The organism is Streptomyces sp. NPDC013317, assembly GCF_055563155.1.
Genome location: NZ_JBVHDX010000001.1, coordinates 852984 through 871082, shown reverse-complemented (window position 1 = coordinate 871082; position 18099 = coordinate 852984). Strand labels below are relative to the sequence as shown.

At 71.1% G+C, this 18099-nt stretch carries 16 protein-coding genes; 9 read left to right on the top strand and 7 right to left on the bottom strand.

Annotated elements, in window-relative coordinates; translation table 11 throughout:
• Positions 1–149: 149 nt before the first annotated feature.
• The 6 genes from ACZ3IJ_RS03680 to ACZ3IJ_RS03655 all read right to left on the bottom strand — a co-directional run bounded on the left by ACZ3IJ_RS03680 (position 150) and on the right by ACZ3IJ_RS03655 (position 4467).
• On the bottom strand, positions 150–1010 hold the full coding sequence (locus ACZ3IJ_RS03680) for an RNA polymerase sigma factor SigF (protein ID WP_467466029.1): 861 nt from the start codon (positions 1008–1010) through the stop codon (positions 150–152).
• A gap of 102 nt (positions 1011–1112) precedes the next feature.
• Positions 1113–1556: an ATP-binding protein gene (locus ACZ3IJ_RS03675; protein ID WP_467466028.1), complete on the bottom strand. Its 444-nt coding sequence runs from the start codon at positions 1554–1556 to the stop codon at positions 1113–1115.
• Between the two features lie 162 nt (positions 1557–1718).
• Positions 1719–1880: a hydrophobic protein gene (locus ACZ3IJ_RS03670; protein ID WP_391796177.1), complete on the bottom strand. Its 162-nt coding sequence runs from the start codon at positions 1878–1880 to the stop codon at positions 1719–1721.
• A 72-nt stretch (positions 1881–1952) separates the two neighbouring features.
• Positions 1953–2909 carry an aldo/keto reductase gene (locus tag ACZ3IJ_RS03665; protein ID WP_467466027.1) on the bottom strand — a complete coding sequence of 319 codons (957 nt, stop codon included), beginning with the start codon at positions 2907–2909 and terminating at the stop codon, positions 1953–1955.
• A gap of 140 nt (positions 2910–3049) precedes the next feature.
• Entirely contained in the window at positions 3050–3685 is a 636-nt protein-coding gene (locus tag ACZ3IJ_RS03660; protein ID WP_467466026.1) for a hypothetical protein, read from the bottom strand.
• A gap of 152 nt (positions 3686–3837) precedes the next feature.
• Positions 3838–4467, bottom strand: coding sequence for a hypothetical protein (locus tag ACZ3IJ_RS03655; protein WP_467466024.1), 630 nt, complete (start codon positions 4465–4467; stop codon positions 3838–3840).
• Positions 4468–4638: 171 nt separating this feature from the next.
• Here ACZ3IJ_RS03655 and ACZ3IJ_RS03650 point away from each other — a divergent pair, with 171 nt between their 5' ends.
• From ACZ3IJ_RS03650 to ACZ3IJ_RS03615, 8 genes are all read left to right on the top strand, one after another.
• A complete protein-coding gene (locus tag ACZ3IJ_RS03650; protein WP_467466023.1) occupies positions 4639–4980 on the top strand; it encodes a YkvA family protein in 342 nt (113 codons plus the stop codon).
• Positions 4981–5085: 105 nt separating this feature from the next.
• Complete coding sequence (locus ACZ3IJ_RS03645) at positions 5086–6516, top strand: gluconokinase, GntK/IdnK-type (RefSeq protein ID WP_467466022.1); 1431 nt, start codon at positions 5086–5088, stop codon at positions 6514–6516.
• A gap of 41 nt (positions 6517–6557) precedes the next feature.
• On the top strand, positions 6558–7475 hold the full coding sequence (locus ACZ3IJ_RS03640) for a cyclase family protein (RefSeq protein ID WP_467466265.1): 918 nt from the start codon (positions 6558–6560) through the stop codon (positions 7473–7475).
• Between the two features lie 159 nt (positions 7476–7634).
• Entirely contained in the window at positions 7635–9215 is a 1581-nt protein-coding gene (locus ACZ3IJ_RS03635) for a GMC oxidoreductase (RefSeq protein WP_467466021.1), read from the top strand.
• A 160-nt stretch (positions 9216–9375) separates the two neighbouring features.
• The gene (locus ACZ3IJ_RS03630) at positions 9376–10215 is read left to right on the top strand and encodes an SDR family oxidoreductase (RefSeq protein ID WP_467466020.1); all 840 of its coding nucleotides are present in this window, start codon (positions 9376–9378) and stop codon (positions 10213–10215) included.
• A gap of 42 nt (positions 10216–10257) precedes the next feature.
• The gene (locus tag ACZ3IJ_RS03625) at positions 10258–11736 is read left to right on the top strand and encodes a cytochrome ubiquinol oxidase subunit I (RefSeq protein WP_467466019.1); all 1479 of its coding nucleotides are present in this window, start codon (positions 10258–10260) and stop codon (positions 11734–11736) included.
• Positions 11733–12791: a cytochrome d ubiquinol oxidase subunit II gene (locus tag ACZ3IJ_RS03620; RefSeq protein ID WP_467466018.1), complete on the top strand. Its 1059-nt coding sequence runs from the start codon at positions 11733–11735 to the stop codon at positions 12789–12791. The genes ACZ3IJ_RS03625 and ACZ3IJ_RS03620 overlap by 4 nt, the downstream gene beginning before the upstream one ends.
• 63 nt (positions 12792–12854) lie before the next feature.
• Positions 12855–14639, top strand: coding sequence for a cation:proton antiporter (locus ACZ3IJ_RS03615; RefSeq protein ID WP_467466017.1), 1785 nt, complete (start codon positions 12855–12857; stop codon positions 14637–14639).
• 24 nt (positions 14640–14663) lie between these two features.
• On the opposite strand, the gene ACZ3IJ_RS03610 is transcribed toward ACZ3IJ_RS03615, so the two are convergent.
• Positions 14664–16514 (bottom strand): glycoside hydrolase family 15 protein, encoded by a 1851-nt coding sequence (locus ACZ3IJ_RS03610; protein ID WP_467466016.1) that lies wholly within the window; start codon positions 16512–16514, stop codon positions 14664–14666.
• A gap of 297 nt (positions 16515–16811) precedes the next feature.
• On the opposite strand from ACZ3IJ_RS03610, the gene ACZ3IJ_RS03605 reads away from it, so the two are divergent.
• Entirely contained in the window at positions 16812–18089 is a 1278-nt protein-coding gene (locus ACZ3IJ_RS03605; protein WP_467466264.1) for a DUF2254 domain-containing protein, read from the top strand.
• The last annotated feature ends 10 nt before the right edge of the window (positions 18090–18099 follow it).

The following is an 18099-nucleotide window of genomic DNA, read 5'->3' as shown; positions in this document are numbered from 1 at the left end:
AGGGTAGATCGCGGGGTGACTCGTGCGCGAGCGGATGACGCACCAGGTCGTCACGCGTTCCCCCACGGTTCCTTGACAGCAGTGCACGCACGCGGAACGGCCTCACCAGAAGGGGGTTGGTGAGGCCGTTCCCGTCGGGGGGCGTGCGTCTACGACTCGTCGAGCATGCCCTTGCGCAGTTGCTCCAGGTTGCGGGAGAGCAGGCGGGAGACGTGCATCTGGGAGATGCCGAGCTCGTTGCCGATCTCCGACTGCGTCCGCTCCTCGACGAAGCGCAGGTGCAGGATGCGGCGGCTGCGCTCGTCGAGTTCCACCAGCAGTGGCGCCAGCGTGTGGAACTGCTCGAAGAGTTCGAGCGCCGGGTCCTCCACTCCGATGAACTCGGCCAGCGCCGTGGCGTCGTCCTCGCCGTCAGGGCCGATCGCCGCGTCGAGCGACGCGGAGTTGTATCCGTTCGCGGCGATCCGTGCCTCGATCACCTCGTCCTCGGAGAGGTTCATCAGGCTCGCCAGCTCCGCCACGCTCGGCGAGCGGCCGAGCCGGGAGCTCAGCTCGTCGGTGGCCTTGGCCAGCTCCAGCCGCGCTTCCTGCAGCCGGCGCGGCACGTGGACCGCCCAGGAGGTGTCACGGAAGAAACGCTTGATCTCACCGACGATGTACGGGATGGCGAAGCTGGTGAACTCCACCTCCCGGGAGAGGTCGAAGCGGTCGATGGCCTTGATCAGACCGATCGTACCGACCTGGACGATGTCCTCCATCTCGTCGCCGCGGGCCCCCCGGAAGCGGCCGGCCGCGTAGCGGACGAGCGACATGTTCATCTCGATCAGCGTGTTGCGCGCGTACTGGTACTCATGCGTCCCCTCCTCCAACACCGCCAGCTTGTCGAAGAACACCTTCGACAGCTCCCGCGCGTCCTTCGGAGCGACCTTGCGGGGAGATTCGAGTACGGGAAGGTCCTCCGTACCCGTCTCGACACCAGTCCTCGTATCCGTCGTCACCTCGGTCGGCACTCTGATGACCTTCTCTCGTCCGTTGGCAGCGATTACCCCCCGTGCCGGCTCCGCCTACCCCCACTTTCTCAGAACATGTCAGTCGACTTTCAGTCAATTGTTTCAAGCCAGTGAGAGCCGGGCCCGGACCCGCTTCCCGGTCAACTCCGGCTCCACGCGGACGCTCTCACACACCGCCACCACGATCTCGAGACCGTGCTGGCCGATGCGCTGGGGATCGGGGGGTCTGGGGACCGGAGCGGCCTCGAGCCGGTCGGCCACCGAGATGTCCAGGGCGTCCTCGAACCATTCGAGAAGCACCCGGAAGGGGCCCGGCGCGTGCCGTACCGCGTTGGTCACCAGTTCGCTGACCACCAGGCGGGCCACGTCGACACGCTCCTGGGGCACCGGTCCGCCTCCGGCGGCAGGCGCGGCGGTCAGGAAGTCGGCCGCGAAGTCGCGGGCCGACGCGATCGTCCTCACCCCCATGTCGGCGTCCTCGAAGGCCACGCTCGCCGACAGCGACGGCCGACGCACGGCGCTCGCCGTGCCGTTCGCCTCATCCATCGTCCGTCCTCCTTCGCATGATGTCGTCCTTTCCGCTGTCCTTCGGATTCCCCTCCGAGCCCGCCGCACACCGCGCCCACCCGGTGGAGGCGATGCGGGGCGTCCAAAAGGCCGTGGGCGCCACCCCGTCGAGGGGTGGCGCCCACGGACACGACGTGCGGGCTACCAGCGGTACCAGCGGCTCGTACGCCCCTGAGGCCGGACCACGAAGCCCAGCAACCAGAGGATGAGCGCGAGCACGGCTATCCACCACAGCGCCTTCACCGCGAAGCCGGCGCCGAAGAGAACCAGCACGATCAGCAGAACCAAGAGAAGAGGAACCATTCCTATCCACCTCCAGGCTCTCCGCTTGCCCCGCACTTCGTCAGACATCCCTGCGAATGAGCGAGTTCCTCGCTACGGCAGCGCGGCGCCGCGGGCGGCGATCCACAGGGCGTACCACTCGTCATGGCTCAGGTCAGGCTCGCCCGTCGCCGCGTCCCGGCAGGCCCGGATGCGCTGGGGGTTCGACGTGCCGATGACGGGGGCGACGCGGGCCGGGTGGCGCCGCAGCCACCAGAGCACGATGGTCTCGGGTGTGGTGCCCTTGGCCTCGGCGAGCGAGGCCACCAGCGCGGCCGTGGCCGTCTCCTCCGGGGTCCCCGGAGGCGCCCCCGTGTAGCGCCCCTGGGCGAGCGACCCCCACGCCTGCAGTTCGATGCCGTGGGTCAGGCAGTGCTCGACGGTGCCGGCGGGGAAGCCGTTGGCCGCAGACTCCGGGGCGTTGACGAGGACGCCGTCCTCCAGCCAGGCGCGCCGGTGCAGGCTCATCTCCAGCTGGTTGGCCACGAGCGGCAGGTCCATGTGCGCCTGGAGCCGGGCGATCTGCGCGGCGTTCATGTTCGAGACACCGAAGCGGCGGACGAGCCCCTGCCGGTGGAGCGAGGTCAGGGCGTCGGCGATGTCGGCGGGGTCCGCCAGGGGGTCGGGGCGGTGCAGGAGCAGGACGTCGAGGACGTCGGTGCGCAGCCGCCCCAGACTCTCCTCGACCCTGCGGACGATGGAGGCGCCGCGCAGGTCGTACAGGCCGGGCCGGCTCCCTTCGGGCAGGCGGATGCCGCACTTGGTCTGCAGGGTGATCCGCTCACGCAGTCCGGCCGAGCGGGCCAGGACCTCGCCGAAGACCGCCTCCGACTTTCCGTGCCGGTAGATGTCGGCGTGGTCGAACGCGGTGATGCCGCTGTCCAGCGCCGCCTCGACGGCGGTCTCCGCCTCGTCGATGTCGGCGGCCGTGTGGGGCGCCGGGTCCCAGCCTCCCCCGAGGCCCATGCAGCCGAAGAGGAGGCGGTGGTCGGTCTTCTCGGGGGTCGTCACCGGGCCACTTTCGCACACGTACTCGATACGCTGCCACGACCCCTCGACGGGTGGCTCCTGGGCCGGGCCGGGCCGCACACACGCCAGAAGCCCCCATGGGGACCATGGGGGCTTCCGCGCTCCGCGGTGGCGGGGCCGGGTCAGGCCCGGAGCAGCCGTTCCGTCACCTCGCGGTAGGTCCGCAGGGTGAGCCGGAGCTGCTCGGTGTCGGGGCCCGGCCCGTCCGGGTCGCCGTTCTCCTGCCAGCCCGCCCGCAACGCGGTGCTGCGGTCCCGCAGCGCGGCGATGAGCTCCCGCTCCGCCGCGGCGAGGACCTCGGCCGCCTCGGCGACCGAGCCCTGGGGCGAGTCGACGAACCCCGCGAGCGCGTGGTGCAGGCGCTGCCCGAGGCGGTCCCGCTCGCCCTCGCCGAGGAGCTGTCCGGACGGACCTCCCTCGGCGGCGGCACCGTGTCCGGTATCGCTCGCGGAGCCGACGCCCGGCCGGTCGCCCGGCCGGTCCGTCGTGTCCCGTCCGCGAGGTGCGGCGGGGGTCGCGGCGGGAGCGTTCGTGCGGCTCCCGCCGCTCCGGCCCGTGGCACCGGGGTCGCCGGGCGGGACTGCGGACTGGGGCGCCTTCGACAGCGGCATGGCCGGAGGCGGGTCGGCCGGGGTCGGCGGGGCGGGCGGGGCAGGCGGAGTCGGCGTGCCCGACGTGCGCGGGGCGGGAAGCGGGGGCGGCGGCGGGGGCGAGCCGCCCGGCGGCACCGTGGGAAGGCCGGTGCGCTGGGAGGGCACGGCCGCGGAGGGTACTCCCCCGTTCCCGGTGGGCGCCGGTCCGCCGGCGCCGCCCGCCGCGCCCGGGGCCTTCGCGGCCTCGGGTGCGGTGTCGCGCCGCGCGTCACCTTCGGACCCGCCCGCTGCCCGCCTGTCCCGGTTCTCGCGTGACATCACGCACCACTTCCCTTCGGCTTGAGGAGATGCCTGCGGTCGCGCCCGGCCACCGGTCGGGTCCGCGCGCTCTCCGTGGCGGTCGGGCCCCCGGCCGCCGTCAGGTCCTCGAACAGGGCACGCGCATGCACCAGCGCCTCACGCAGCTCCTCCGTGGAGGCCGCGTCGGAGCGCACGGCGCGGCGTACCGCGCGCAGACCCTCCACGTGGTGCGGATGGTGCACCGACAGAGCGGCGAGTTGTTCCTCGCGCCGTTCGGGCTCCGGGAATCCCCGCGTCGCGGCGATCCGGGTGAGGAGCTCCTCGGCATCGGCGACCGCCTGCCGCGGCGCGTCGACGAAGCGTTCCTGGAGCATCGTCCACTGAGCGGTGTAGTGCTCGCGGACCGCGTGCTCCAGCGGCAGAGGGCGGATACCGCCGTGCCGCTCGACCCGCTCGCGCAGATCGCGGTGGGCGGCCTCGCTGTCGCCGCCGTACCTCTCCAGCGTGCGGTCGTACTCGGGGCCGAAGCGCCGCCTGAGGGAGCGCGTGCCGCTGCCCGTGCCCATGCGGGCCCGGAGCAGGAGACCGGCCGCCAGTAGTGCGGCGACCACCGCCGCGAGAACGAGAACTGTGGTCAGGGTCGACATGGCTGCCTTCCTGGATCGTGACTCCTGGCTGGCTTTTCGTCACTGCTTGTTGGGCGCCTGACGGTTCGGCTTGCCGCTTCCGGGGCGGTCAAACCCACGACAACCGTCGTAGCCTCGTAACCGTCGCGGTCGACCGGCGCGGCCTGGGCCGTACGAGGGTAGGAGAGCAGCATGGACGGTTCCCTCTGGCTCCTCGTGGCCCTGGTCCTGCTGCTCGTGGCGGCGGGGTTCGCGGCCGTACTGCTCGTACGCGTCTTCCAGGCGCGCAGGCTGCTGGTGGACGCCGGTGTCCCGCTGCAGTCCAAGGCCCTGTTCTGGGCGGCGGTGGTGTACACGGTCTCGCCGATCGACCTCATCCCGGACCCGGTCTACCTGGACGACATCGGCGTGCTCCTGGTCGCCCTGAAGGCCCTGCACGCCGCGGCCGCGGGGAGCGGGGCCGCCGTCAAGGGATCGCGCACGCGACCGGACGCGTCGGTCAGCCGTCCGGCGAGGGTTCCGCCGACGCGGTGACCCGTGGGCCCCGACGTGCGGTGGGGGACGACGGGCGTCAGATTGGAGAGTGTCCGCCCCATGGGGGCGGACACGCTTCGGCGGGCGACGACGGAGGAGCCCCTCATGACGACCCACGGGCGGCTGCCGCAGGTGGTGCTCCTCGTCGGCGTCGCCGGGTCGGGCAAGACGACCGTGGGACGTCTTCTCGCGGAGCGGCTCGGCTGGGCGTACGAGGACGCGGACGAGTTCCACTCCGATGCCGACCGCGCCCTGATGGCCGCCGGTCATCCCCTGTCGGACCACGACCGGGAGCCATGGCTCGGAGCGGTGCGGGAGCGGATGGACCAGGTGATCGCGGCCCGCCGGCAGGCCGTCGTGAGCTGCTCGGCCCTCAAGCGTGCCTACCGGGACAGGCTGCTGGCAGGGCGCCCCGAGGTCCTTCTGGTGTACCTGCACGGCTCACGTGAGTTGATGCGCTCCCGGCTGGCCGCGCGGCACGGTCACTTCTTCCCCGCGGAGCTGTCGGACAGCCAGTTCGCGACTCTCCAGGAGCCCGGGCCCGACGAGCACGCGGTGGTCGTGGAGGTGGACCGGCCTCCGGAGGCGGTCGTCGCGACGGTCCTGGCGATGATGTCCCCCAGCCTCACGGGCACCTCCTGGAGGCTGGTCCGGGGAGATCAGAGCGCCGTCGTGGTCCAGCTGGGCGGCGCCCTGCGCGACTACTCCGTCGACGGCCGGCCGCTGCTCGACGGGTTCTCCGAGAAGTCCGCCGTCGGGGGCGGGCGGGGGCAGCTGCTCGTCCCGTGGCCGAACCGCGTGGGCGGCGGACGGTACCGGTTCGAGGGCAGGAGCCTGCAACTCCCCCTGAACGAGGTGGAGAAGGGCAATGCGATCCACGGGCTGCTCCGCTGGGTGCCGTGGCAGCCGCTCGCCCGCACCGAGGACGCGGTGACGCTCGGGACCACGCTCTGCCCCCAGTCGGGGTATCCGTTCCTCCTGGACGTCCGTGTCGAGTACCGGCTCGGGGCGGACGGCCTCGCCGTCGCCGTCCACGCGACCAACTCCGGGACGGAGCCCGCGCCGTACGGCGTCGGTCAGCATCCCTACCTGACGGTCGGCACCGACCTCGTCGACAGCGCCGTACTGACCGTCCCCGCCCGGTATCTGCTGCGTACCGACGACCGGGGTCTGCCCGTCGGACGCGAGCCCGTCGACGGCACCCCGTACGACTTCAGCACGGCCCGCCCCATCGGCGATCTGCGCCTGGACACGGCCTTCACCGGACTCGACCGCGGCTCGGACGGGCGAGCGGTCGTGCGGCTCGCGCACCCCTCGGGACTGCACGGCGTCGATCTGTGGCTGGGTGAGGGAACCCGGTACGTGCAGGTGTTCACGGGCGACACCCTGCCCGGACCCGAACGGCGTAGGGGTGTGGCCGTGGAGCCGATGTCCTGCCCGGCGGACGCGTTCCGCAGCGGTACGGACCTCACCGTCCTGCGGCCGGGGGCGACCCATGTGCTCCGCTGGGGTCTGAGCCCGTGGAGGAACGCGTGACACCGTCCGAACCGCCGCCGCGGGGCGCGCGGGCCGGGGGGATGACCTCGCACGACTTCCGGGCGCTCTACGAGCGGCTGAGGGCCGGGGCGGCTCCGCCGGCGGTGGACGGGCCGTGCGGCGCGCTCCGCCTGCTGACACCCGAACGGGTGGCGGCCGCCGCCGCGGAGGTCCGCACCGGACGCACGGTGTCGCTGGCCGCTCCGATCGACACCGAGCGGGGTCCCGACGACCCCGAGCCGGCGGTGCACCGGATGACCGGACCGCGAGCGGGCGACATCGGCACGGACGGGCTGTACTTCGCCACGGACCGTTTCTCGATGAACGTGCACGGCGACGCGGACAGTCATCTCGACGCCCTCTGCCATGTCCTGTTCGACGGCGAGCTGTACGGCGGTGTGCCGGCGAGCACGGTGACGGCCGAGGGCGCCCGCATGCTCTCCGTCGACCGGCTCGGGAACGGCATCGTGGGACGCGGCGTCCTGTTGGACATCCCACGGCTGCGCGGTGTGCCCTGGCTGGAACCGGGCGACCATGTCACCTCGGGCGATCTGACGGCGGCCGAAGCCGCGCAGGGGGTTCGCGTCGGGCCGGGCGACCTGCTGTTCGTGCGGGTGGGGCACCGCCTCCGGCGTGCCGAACTGGGGCCCTGGAAGGCGGCCGGGGCGCGGGTGGGCCTTCACCCGACGGCGGTGGAGTTCCTGGCCGAGCGCGAGGTCACGGCCCTGGGCGGGGACGGCAACAACGACACGGCGCCCAGCGCGGTGAGCGACGTGGCCTTTCCCGTCCATGTGCTCGCCATCCACGCCATGGGCATCCACCTCATGGACTATCTGCGGTTCGAGGACCTCGCCCCTGCCTGCGCGGAGGCCGGGCGCTGGAGCTTCCTCTGTGTGGTCGCGCCCCTGCGGCTGACCGGGGCGACGGGGTCGCCGGTGAACCCGATCGCGGTGCTGTGAGGGCCGGTCGGAGGGTCCGCAGAGGCTCCGCGCTCCGGTCGCCGCCCCCGAGGGGGCCGGATACGTTCGAGGGAGGTGGGACCGCCGGCCTCCCGGCCGGCGGGGGCGCGAGGTGCCCGACACCAGGTCGGGGCCGTGATCCCAAGGACGGTGGTCGCCGTGGGCGACGCCCCACACTACGACGTCATCATCATCGGCACCGGTGCCGGCGGAGGGACTCTGGCCCATCGCCTGGCGCCGTCGGGCAGACGCGTCCTCCTGATCGAGCGCGGTGGCCACCTTCCACGCGAGCGGGACAACTGGGACTCGACCGCCGTGTTCGTCAAGGGCAAGTACCGGGCCCCGGAGTTTTGGCTCGACAAGAACGGCACCGAGTTCCCGCCCGAGGTCAACTACTACGTCGGGGGCAACACCAAGTTCTACGGGGCGGCCCTCTTCCGGCTGCGGCCCGAGGACTTCGGCGAGCTGCGTCATCACGGCGGGATCTCTCCCGCCTGGCCGATCCGGTACGAGGATCTGGAGCCGTACTACACACAGGCCGAGCACCTGTACCTGGTCCACGGGCGGCACGGCGAGGACCCGGGCGAGGGCCCCGTCAGCGCGCAGTACGCCCATCCGCCCGTGGAGCACGAACCGCGCATCCAGCAGCTGAGCGACGACCTCGAGAAGCGTGGCCTGCACCCGTTCCATCTGCCGATCGGCGTCAACCTGACCCAGGAGAAAGGCGGCCGGCCCACCCACTCCAGTGTCTGCATCCGGTGCGACCGGGTCGACGGCTTCCCGTGCCTGGTGCGCGGCAAGTCGGACGCCGAGGTCATCTGCGTCGAGCCGGCGCTGGAGCACCCTCACGTCGAGATGGTCACGCACACCCAGGTGGTACGCCTGGAGACCGACGACGGCGGGCGCCGTGTCAGTGCGGTCGTCGGCCGGCTGCCCGACGGTTCGGAGGTCCGGTTCACCGCGGACGTGGTGGTCGTCTCCTGCGGGGCGGTCAACTCCGCGGCGCTGCTGCTCGCCTCGGCGAACGAGCACCATCCCCGTGGCCTCGCGAACAGCTCGGACGTGGTCGGCCGGTTCTACATGCGGCACAACAACCTGGCCCTGATGGCGGTGTCGAAGGAACCGAACGACACCCGGTTCCAGAAGACCCTGGCCCTGCACGACTGGTACTTGGGCGCGGACGACTGGGACTTCCCGCTGGGCGGCATCCAGATGCTGGGCAAGTCGGACGCCGAACAGATCCACGGCGAGGCTCCGCGGTGGGCCGGTGCCGTCTCACCCGACATGCCGTTCGAGGTACTGGCCCATCACGCCGTCGACTTCTGGCTCTGCGGCGAGGACCTGCCCCTCGCGGACAACCGGGTCACCCTCGGCGGCGACGGCCGTATCCGGCTCGCCCTCGACGAGACGAACAACATCGAGGGCCTGAAGCGTCTGCGGCACAAACTCCAGGGGATGCTGGGCCACCTGGGCATGCACGAGCACCGGCTGCTGTCGCACAGCATCTACCTGCACAAGGGCATGCCGATCGGGGCGACGGCGCACCAGGCGGGTACCGTGCGCTTCGGCAGCGATCCCGCGTCCTCCGCGCTGGACGTGAACTGCAAGGCCCACGATCTCGACAACCTGTACGTCGTCGACACGAGCTTCTTCCCGAGCATCGGCGCGGTCAACCCGTCCCTGACAGCCATCGCCAACGCCCTCCGCGTCGGCGAGCACCTCCTGGCACGGCTGGGCTGAGCGACCCCCGGCCGCTGGTCCGTCCGGACGAAGAAGGTGGGCCCAACGGCCTAAGGGCGATTCCCAGGACATGCCGGCCTCTCCCTCGGGTGGTTGCGTGGTGCAGCCCGGCAGGGTCGACGCCGGGCGGCACATCCGCGCGGCGAGGAGGCAGGACGGCATGGACTCCACTGGGGAACAACCGCAGGGTGTGATCCCGGCGCGTCTGCTGCAGGGCCAGAAGGCTCTGGTCACCGGTGCCAACTCGGGCATCGGCAAGGCCACGGCCATCGGTCTGGGACGGGCCGGTGCCGATGTCGTCGTGAACTACGTGGCGGGCCGTGAGGCGGCCGAGGAGGTCGCCGCGGAGATCGCCTCGCTCGGGGTGCGCTCGGCGGCGTACGAGGCGGACGTGTCCGACGAGGGCCAGGTCGTCGCCATGATGGACAGGATGGTCGAGGAGTTCGGCACCATCGACGTGCTGGTGGCCAACGCGGGGCTGCAGCGCGACGCCCGGCTCACGGACATGACCATGGCCCAGTGGCAGAAGGTCCTCGATGTCAATCTGACCGGCCAGTTCCTCTGCGCACGGGAGGCCGTCAAGGAGTTCCGGCGCCGTGGCGTGGTCCCCGAGGTGTCCCGTGCCGCCGGCAAGATCATCTGCATGAGTTCGGTGCACCAGGTCATCCCCTGGGCCGGTCACGTGAACTACGCGTCCTCCAAGGGCGGCGTGCAGATGATGATGCAGACCCTGGCCCAGGAGCTGGCGCCGGAGAAGATCCGCGTGAACGCGGTCGCTCCGGGGGCGATCAAGACGCCGATCAACCGCGCCGCCTGGGAGACGCCCGAAGCGAGGAAGGACCTGCTGCGGCTCATCCCGTACGACCGGATCGGCGACCCCGACGACATCGCCAACGCCGTCGTCGCGCTCGCCTCCGACCTCATGGACTACGTGGTGGGGACCACGCTGTACGTGGACGGAGGCATGACCCTCTTCCCCGGCTTCGCCACCGGCGGATGACCCGGTCCCGGCCCTCCACATCCACGAACGGCGACGGCACGTATGCCCACCTCGCTCCACCTGCTGGCGGAGACCCCGGCCCAGCTCCTGCCGGCCAGGGAACTCATGGCCTTCACCCTGGCCTCCCACATCATCCTGGTTCCGCTCGGCGTGGCCTTCCCCTTCATCACCCTGGTCATGCACTACCGGGGACTGCGCCGCAACGACGCCACGGCGCTGCTCCTGGCACGGCGGTGGTCGGCCGTCATGGCGGTGCAGTTCGCGCTGGGCATCGTCACCGGCACGGTGCTGTCCTTCGAGTTCGGGCTGTTGTGGCCGGGCCTGATGGGACGGTGGGGTGACGTCTTCGGTGTCGGATTCGGCGTCGAGGCGTGGGCCTTCTTCCTGGAGGCGGTGCTGATCGCCATCTACCTCTACGGATGGCGCCGGCTGAAGCCGCGTACGCACTTCCTCCTGGGGCTCCCCCTGCCGTTCGCCGCCCTGCTCGGGGCCTTCGGCATCCTGGCCGCCAACTCCTGGATGAACACGCCCCAGGGCTTCTCGCTCGACTCCGAGGGCAACCCGGTCGACGTGGACGTCTGGAAGGCGATCTTCACGCCGATGTTCGGCCCGCAGTACTGGCACTTCGTCGTGGCGATGGTGCTCACCGCGGGCTTCATGGTGTCCGGTGTCTACGCCATGGGCTGGCTCCGTGGCCGCAGGGACCGCTACCACCGGCTCGGCTTCGCCGTTCCGTTCACCATCGCCGCCGTCGCCGCGCCGGTGCAGTTCGTCCTCGGCGACTCCATCGCCCGGTCCGTCTTCCACAAGCAGCCGGTGAAGTTCGCCGCGCTGGAGATCGTCTGGAAGACCGACACCCGAGTACCGGAGTACCTCTTCGGGAGACTGAACGAGGACGGCACGGTCTCGGGGGGCATCAAGATCCCGCTGCTCGACTCCGTGCTCGCCGGATTCAGTCCGAACACCGAGGTGGTGGGACTGACCTCCGTTCCGGCGGACCAGCGGCCCACGGCGACGCAGGCGACCATCGCCCACTGGGCGTTCGACCTCATGGTCCTGATCGGTTCCGTGCTGGTGCTGCTCGCCCTCTGGTACGGCTTCGTCTGGCTGCGCCACCGTCGTCTGCCGGCCTCGCCGTGGTTCTACCGCGCCGCGGCCTGTGCCGGCGTCGGCTCGGTCGTGGCCGTCGAGTGCGGCTGGATCGCCACGGAGGTGGGGCGCCAGCCCTGGATCGTCTACCAGAACATGCGGGTCGCCGAGGCCGTGACCTCGACCCGCTCCACCAGCCTGTGGATCATGCTCGGGGTGGTGATGGTGGTGTACGTCTTCCTCTTCGGCTCGTTCCTCGTCGTCCTGCTGAAGATGCGTACGCGCTGGCGGCTCGCCGACGCGGAGCAGGCCGCCGGGGGTACCCCCACACCGGAGGCCGACATCCCGTACGGGCCGCGGGCGTCCCGTCCCGCGGACGACGTGCCCGCCGGTGGCCCGAGGGCGGGCCGCAGCGGGGGTGACGGCCCATGACCGCCGACCTCATCGCCGTGGTGCTGCTGCTGGCCGTCACCGCGTACGCCTGTGCGGGCGGCACCGACTACGGGGCGGGCTTCTGGGACCTGACGGCCGGAGGGACGGAGCGCGGCCGGCGCCCCCGATGGCTCATCGACCACGCCATGGCTCCCGTGTGGGAGGTGAACAACGTCTGGCTGATCTTCGTCCTGGTCATCATGTGGACCGGCTTCCCCGTCCTGTTCCAGAGCGTGTTCTCCGCGATGTGGCTCCCGCTGGCCCTGGCCGTCGTCGGCATGGTCCTCCGGGGCGCCGGCTTCGCCCTGCGCAAGCCCACCCGGCGGCTCGCCGGCCGGCGTCTGTACGGTGCCGTGTTCGCGGTCGCCTCACTCGTCACACCGTTCTTCCTCGGCGCCGCCGTCGGCGGGATCGCGTCGGAACGTGTCTCTCCCGGCACGGAGGCCTCGGCGGACGTCTGGACGAGCCCCACCTCGCTCGTCTTCGGACTGGTCGCGATCGCGACCACCGCGTTCCTCGGGGCGGTCTTCCTCATGGGCGATGCCCGCAGGTTCGACGCCCCCGACCTGGTCGGCTACTTCAGGCTGCGGGCGCTCGGCAGCCTCGCCGTGCTCACCGTCCTGGCGGTGGTCACCGGCTGGGTCACCCATGAGGACGCCCCCTACATCTGGCATGGCCTCACTCGTGGCCTGGGACTCCTGTTCGTCATCTTCGCCGGGGTGGCCGCCGTCGCCACCGCCTGGCTGCTGTGGCGGGCGGCCGGAACGTGGGTGCGCGTCACGGCTGTCGGCGTGGTCGCGTCCGCCATCATCGCCTGGGGCATGGCCCAACGCCCCTACCTGCTCCCCACCTCGCTGACCGTGGCCGACGCCGCGGGCGCACCGTCCACGCTGACGTGGCTGGCGATCGTCACCCTGGTGGCGCTGGTGGTCGTCGTGCCGGCCGTCGTCCTCCTCTACTGGCTCGACTCGCACGGCGAGCTGGAGGAGCTCACCGACTCCGAGCTGCGCGGGCGAGGCCGGACGGCCGGTGACGGCGCGGCACCCGACAGTTGACCGCCCGCCTGTACGCGTCCTGGACACCCCCTCGCGCCCGGACTCCGCCGGAAGGAAGCAGCCGTGACCGACGACGAGATCCTCATCGGGCTCGCCCTGACGGTGGTGCTCGCCACCGGTTCGCAGATCCTGGCGAGCAAGCTGCGCGTCCCGGCCCTGATCATCCTGCTTCCCGTCGGCTTCGCCGCCGGTGCGATGACGGACGTCGTCCACCCGGACAAGTTGCTGGGACAGGACTTCTCGGCCCTGGTGTCGTTGGCCGTCGCGGTGATCCTCTACGATGCCGGCCTGGGTCTCGACCTGCGCAAACTCGCCCACCACACGCGCGGGATCGTGGGCAGGCTGCTCGTGTACGGCCTCCTGCTCACCTTCCTCGTCGTCTCGGCGGTGGCACCGGCGATGTTCGCCATGCCGCTGCGCGTGGCCGCGATGCTCGGCATGATCCTCGTCGTCTCGGGTCCCACCGTCGTGGGGCCGATCCTCGACTTCGTGCGGCCGAGCGACAAGGTGCGGCGCATCCTCATCTGGGAAGGAACGCTGACCGACCCGATCGGCGCGATCCTCGGGGCCCTCACCTTCCACGCGGTCGCCTCCTCGCACCAGGTCGACATCGGCCGGGGCTACCAGCTGGGTCAGTTCCTGATCAGCCTCGCCGTCGGACTGGCGGGCGGGGTCGTGGGCACCGCGCTGTTGTGGTTCGCCCTGCGCACCCTCCGGCTCGGGGAGACCCTGGGGACGCTGGCGCAACTCGCCGTCGTCATCGGCGTGTCGGCGGTCTGCGATGTCGTACGGGACGATACGGGACTCATCGCCGCGATCGTGACGGGACTTGCCGTGGCCAACATCCGCGGCTTCGACATGCCCGCGCGCCGGCCCTTCTTCGAGACCCTGGTCCAGCTCATCATCGGGCTTCTCTTCATCTCCATCTCCGCGACGGTCACCCCGGCGTCCCTGGTGCCGGTGCTCCTTCCCGCGCTCGGCCTGATCGCGATCCTCGTCCTGGTGGTCCGGCCGGTCGTGGCCTTCGGCGCCGCGGCACGTTCCGATCTCTCCCGGGGGGAGCGCGCCTTCGTCGGATGGATGGACCCACGCGGCATCGTCGCGGCGGCGACGGCTTCGACCTTCTCAGCCGGTCTGGTCGAGCGGGGGGTGTCGGGGGCGGCGAAGATCCTTCCCGTCACGTTCCTGGTGATCGTGGGCACGGTTCTCCTCTACGCACTGACGGCGGCCCCGGTGGCCAGACGGCTGGGCGTCGTCAAGACGACGGGAACGCGCGTCCTCCTGGTGGGCGGCGAGCCATGGGTGGTCGACCTGGGCAAGGCCCTGCGCTCCGCCGGCCTCGACATGCTGATGTGGGCGGGCGTCGACGAGCAGCGGAAGCGGATCAAGGCGGCGGGTCTCGGCCTGGCCAAGGGCGACCTGCTGGCGACGGCCATCAACCCCGGGGCGCGTCTGGAGGGCGTGACGGCCGTCTTCCTGGCGACCGACGACGACGACTTCAACGCGCTCGCCTCGATCGTGATGCAGGACAACGTCGACGGGCCCGTCTACCGGGTGGGGCCGCCGCCGGACAGCCACGGGGTGGTCGCTCCGTACACCGGCGGCGACATCCTCTTCGGCCACCCCCTGGTCCGCCACGTGCTCGCGGAGCGCTACGCGCGGGGCGCCCGGTTCGTCGTACACCCGGCCGCCGCCCCCCTGCCACCGGAGCATGACACGCTCTTCGTGGTGCGGGCCGACCACCAGCTGGACCCGGTCACGGAGACGCGGAAGAGCGCCCCTCAGGCGGGGGACACGCTCGTCCTCCTCGGCCCCGCACCGGCCGCGGCGACCACTCCCCCGCTCTGAGGACTCGCGCGCCGGCTCCGCGGGCTACGCCTCGTCACGCCGTTCCTCCCGGAGAATCGAGTCCAGCGTGATCGCCGCGTCGATCAGCGCCAGATGGGTGAACGCCTGCGGGAAGTTGCCCAGTTGGCGCCCCGTCAGGTCGATCTCCTCGGAGTACAGACCCAGGTGGTTGGCGTACGTGAGCATCTTCTCCAGCACCAGGCGGGCCATGTCGGTGCGTCCGGCCCGTGCCAGGGCGTCGACGTACATGAACGTGCACAGGGAGAAGGTTCCCTCGGAGCCCCGCAGCCCGTCGGGGGACGCCTCGGGGTTGTAGCGGTAGACGAGGCTGTCGCTGACCAGTTCTCTCTCCATCGCGTCCAGGCTGGTCTTCCACATCGGGTCGTCGGGCGTGAGGAAGCCGACCGTCGGCATGCGCAGCAGCGCCGAGTCGAGCACGTCGTCGCCGTAGTGCTGTACGAAGGCCTGCTTCGTGGGATCCCACCCCCGGTCGAACACCTGCCGGTAGATCGCGTCCCGCGCCTCCACCCAGCGTCCGCCGGCCGCGGGACGGCCGTCGTCGTGGGCCATCCGAAGAGCGCGGTCGAAGGCTACCCAGGACATCACGCGACCGTAGGTGAAGTCCTTCCGGCCGCCACGCGTCTCCCAGAGTCCTTCGCCAGGCTGGTCCCAGTGGTCGACCAGCCAGTCGAGCAGAGTGTGCAGCGCCTTCCAGCCCCCGTGGTCGAGATGCATGCCGTGTTCGTGCGCGAAGTAGATGCTGTCGAGCGCCTCGCCGTAGATGTCCAGCTGGAGCTGGGTCGCGGCGCCGTTGCCGATGCGGACCGGGGCCGATCCGCGGTACCCCTCCCAGTGGTCGAGGGTCTCCTCGACCAGGTCGGCGGAGCCGTCGACCCGGTACATGATGTTCAGCGGGCCGGAGCCGTTCGTCCGGCCGACCTTCTCCTTGACCCGGTCGTGCAGCCAGTTGATGAAGGCGGACGCCTCCTCCTTGAATCCCAGGCCCAGCAGGGCGTACACCGAGAACGAGGCGTCGCGGATCCAGGTGAACCGGTAGTCCCAGTTGCGCTCTCCGCCGAGCTGTTCGGGAAGTCCCGTCGTGGGGGCCGCGACCAGGGCGCCGGTCGGCGCGTAGGTCATGAGCTTCAGCGTCACGGCCGAGCGCTCCACCGCCTCCCGCCAGCGTCCGGAGTAGGTGGACTGCCCCAGCCAGGTTCGCCAGTAACGGACCGTCTCGTGGAAGAGGCGCTCGAACTCCTCGGCGCGGACCTCCTGCGGGGGTCCTGCGGGCGAGGATTCCATGATCAGGCCGCGTTGCTGGCCCGCCTGGAGGGTCAGGGAGAAGCGCACGTCGTTCTCGTCGGCCGAGAGGATGTTCAGCAGGCGTACGTCCTGCGGCTCACGCACGGCGTGCAGGGCGAGGTCCAGGTCCTCGGAGGTGAACACCGCCCCGTGCTCCGTGAGGTGCAGTTCGTGGGGCTTGCGGCCGTAGTCGAAGCGCGGGGCGATCTCCCCTTCGAACGTCATGCTGCCGCGCACACAGCGCAGCATGCGGACGAGACGGTGCCGGTCGGTCGCGGTCGTCCCGGTCACCGGCATGAAGTCGACGACCTCCCCGGCGCCTGCCTCGGTCATGAACCGGGTGACCAGCACCGCGGTGTCCGGATGGTAGAGCTGCTTGGTGGTGTACGTGCCCGCGGCCGGCCGCACGCTGAAGTGGCCTCCCTTGGCGCGGTCGAGCAGAGCTCCGAAGACGCTGGGCGAGTCGAAGCGCGGACAGCAGAACCAGTCGATCGTCGCATCGGTCGTCACGAGCGCTGCCGTCTGCAGATCACCGATCAGGCCGTGGTCCTCGATCAGGGGGTAGTCGTCCATCGTGGACCCCTTTCAGCCCCGGTCGACCACACCCGGAGCACCGTCACGACGCGGCCGAAGTGCGCCGGGCGCCACTCGATCAGCTTAGGGCGCCGATGCCTGTCCGTCCTGGCAGGGACGCACGGGCCGGTCCTGGCACGGACGTCGTACGGGTGGGTGGCATCGGTGCTGCCGGTGCGCGGGGGCGGGAATCGCCCTACCGTGAGGTGAGGGCGGTCCCGTGGCGCGGGAACCGTCCGTCGCGTGTGCCGCGAGCGCACCTGAATCCTCCCGCGAAGGGGGCGTGGCGTGAGTGTCATGACGTCCTGGGCCGCCAGATTCAGGCTGCGGCAGTACGTCAAGGCAAGCCTGTGGATCGTGCCGATGCTCGGTCTCGTCCTCGGCGTCCTTCTCGCTGAGCTCGCCCTCGCCGCCGACCGGACCGATTGGCCGCCGAGCGGCTGGCACTACTCCGCCACGACCGCGAGCGGGGTGCTCGCCGCCATCGTGGGCGCGATGGTGGCGCTGCTCGGGTTCGTCGTCACGATCGGCGTGCTCGTGGTGCAGCAGGCCACCGGAACCCTCTCTCCCCGGTACATGCGCCTCTGGTACCGGGACCGGCTGCAGAAGGCGGTCCTGGCGACCTTCACGGGGACGTTCGCGTTCGCCTTCTCCCTGCTGCGCAGCATCGAATCCGACTCGGTTCCCGACCTCGGCGTGACGCTGGCCGGCGCGGCCGTGGCCGTCAGTCTCGTGCTGCTGCTCGTCTACCTCAACCGGTTCACCCACAGTCTGCGGCCCGTCGCCATCGCCGAGCTCGTGGCGCACATGGGAGAGGCCGTCTTCACGAGGGGCGTCGCGGCGATCCGGGGAGCCACGCCCCGGGAGCCCGCAACCGTACCCTCCGGCCCTCCGGTGATGCGCCTCCGTACGGCACGGGGAGGCGCGATCCAGGCTTTCGACGTGCCCGGTCTGGTCGCGGAGGCGGCGCGCCACGACTGCGTCTTCGTCGTGACCCGGCTGGTCGGAGACTTCGTTCCGCCCGGCTCGGTGCTCGTCGAGGTCCATGGTGGCAGGTCGGAACCCGATCCGGAGCGGGTGGCCGGTCTGGTCGCCCTCGGGCCCGAGCGCACCATCGAACAGGACCCCGCGTTCGCCCTGCGGGTCCTCGTCGACATCGCCATCCGCGCGCTCTCCCCGGCGGTGAACGACCCGACGACCGCCGTGCAGGTGATCAACTACGTCGAGTGGTTGCTGCACACGGTGGGCAGGACGCATCTCCCCGGTCGCTATGTCCTGGCCGACGGCCGGGGCGACGCGCGGCTCGTGCTGCCGGGGCGCGACTGGGACAACTACGTCCAGCTCGCCGTCTGCGAGATCCTCGACTACGGAGGCTCGTCCGTACAGATCTGTCGCAGGCTCCGAGCCATGCTCGACGAGCTGCTCGACTCGCTGCCGGCGGGACAACACCCCGCGTTGCGCGCGCAGTTGAGCATGCTGCAGGAGTCGGTCGACCGTGAGTTCACCGATCCGGCCCGCCGGGTGCTCGCACAGCAGCCCGACTCCCAGGGCATCGGCGGGCAGTACGTTCCCTGACGCCCCGTCC

What these genes read in the sequence shown, in the direction of transcription:
- ACZ3IJ_RS03675 (WP_467466028.1), bottom strand. Translation starts at nt 1,556, where the DNA reads ATGGATGAGGCGAACGGCACGGCGAGCGCCGTGCGTCGGCCGTCGCTG.
- ACZ3IJ_RS03670 (WP_391796177.1), bottom strand. Translation starts at nt 1,880, where the DNA reads ATGGTTCCTCTTCTCTTGGTTCTGCTGATCGTGCTGGTTCTCTTCGGC.
- ACZ3IJ_RS03655 (WP_467466024.1), bottom strand. Translation starts at nt 4,467, where the DNA reads ATGTCGACCCTGACCACAGTTCTCGTTCTCGCGGCGGTGGTCGCCGCA.
- ACZ3IJ_RS03650 (WP_467466023.1), top strand. Translation starts at nt 4,639, where the DNA reads ATGGACGGTTCCCTCTGGCTCCTCGTGGCCCTGGTCCTGCTGCTCGTG.
- ACZ3IJ_RS03645 (WP_467466022.1), top strand. Translation starts at nt 5,086, where the DNA reads ATGACGACCCACGGGCGGCTGCCGCAGGTGGTGCTCCTCGTCGGCGTC.
- ACZ3IJ_RS03640 (WP_467466265.1), top strand. Translation starts at nt 6,558, where the DNA reads ATGACCTCGCACGACTTCCGGGCGCTCTACGAGCGGCTGAGGGCCGGG.
- ACZ3IJ_RS03630 (WP_467466020.1), top strand. Translation starts at nt 9,376, where the DNA reads ATGGACTCCACTGGGGAACAACCGCAGGGTGTGATCCCGGCGCGTCTG.
- ACZ3IJ_RS03625 (WP_467466019.1), top strand. Translation starts at nt 10,258, where the DNA reads ATGCCCACCTCGCTCCACCTGCTGGCGGAGACCCCGGCCCAGCTCCTG.
- ACZ3IJ_RS03620 (WP_467466018.1), top strand. Translation starts at nt 11,733, where the DNA reads ATGACCGCCGACCTCATCGCCGTGGTGCTGCTGCTGGCCGTCACCGCG.
- ACZ3IJ_RS03610 (WP_467466016.1), bottom strand. Translation starts at nt 16,514, where the DNA reads ATGGACGACTACCCCCTGATCGAGGACCACGGCCTGATCGGTGATCTG.
- ACZ3IJ_RS03605 (WP_467466264.1), top strand. Translation starts at nt 16,812, where the DNA reads ATGACGTCCTGGGCCGCCAGATTCAGGCTGCGGCAGTACGTCAAGGCA.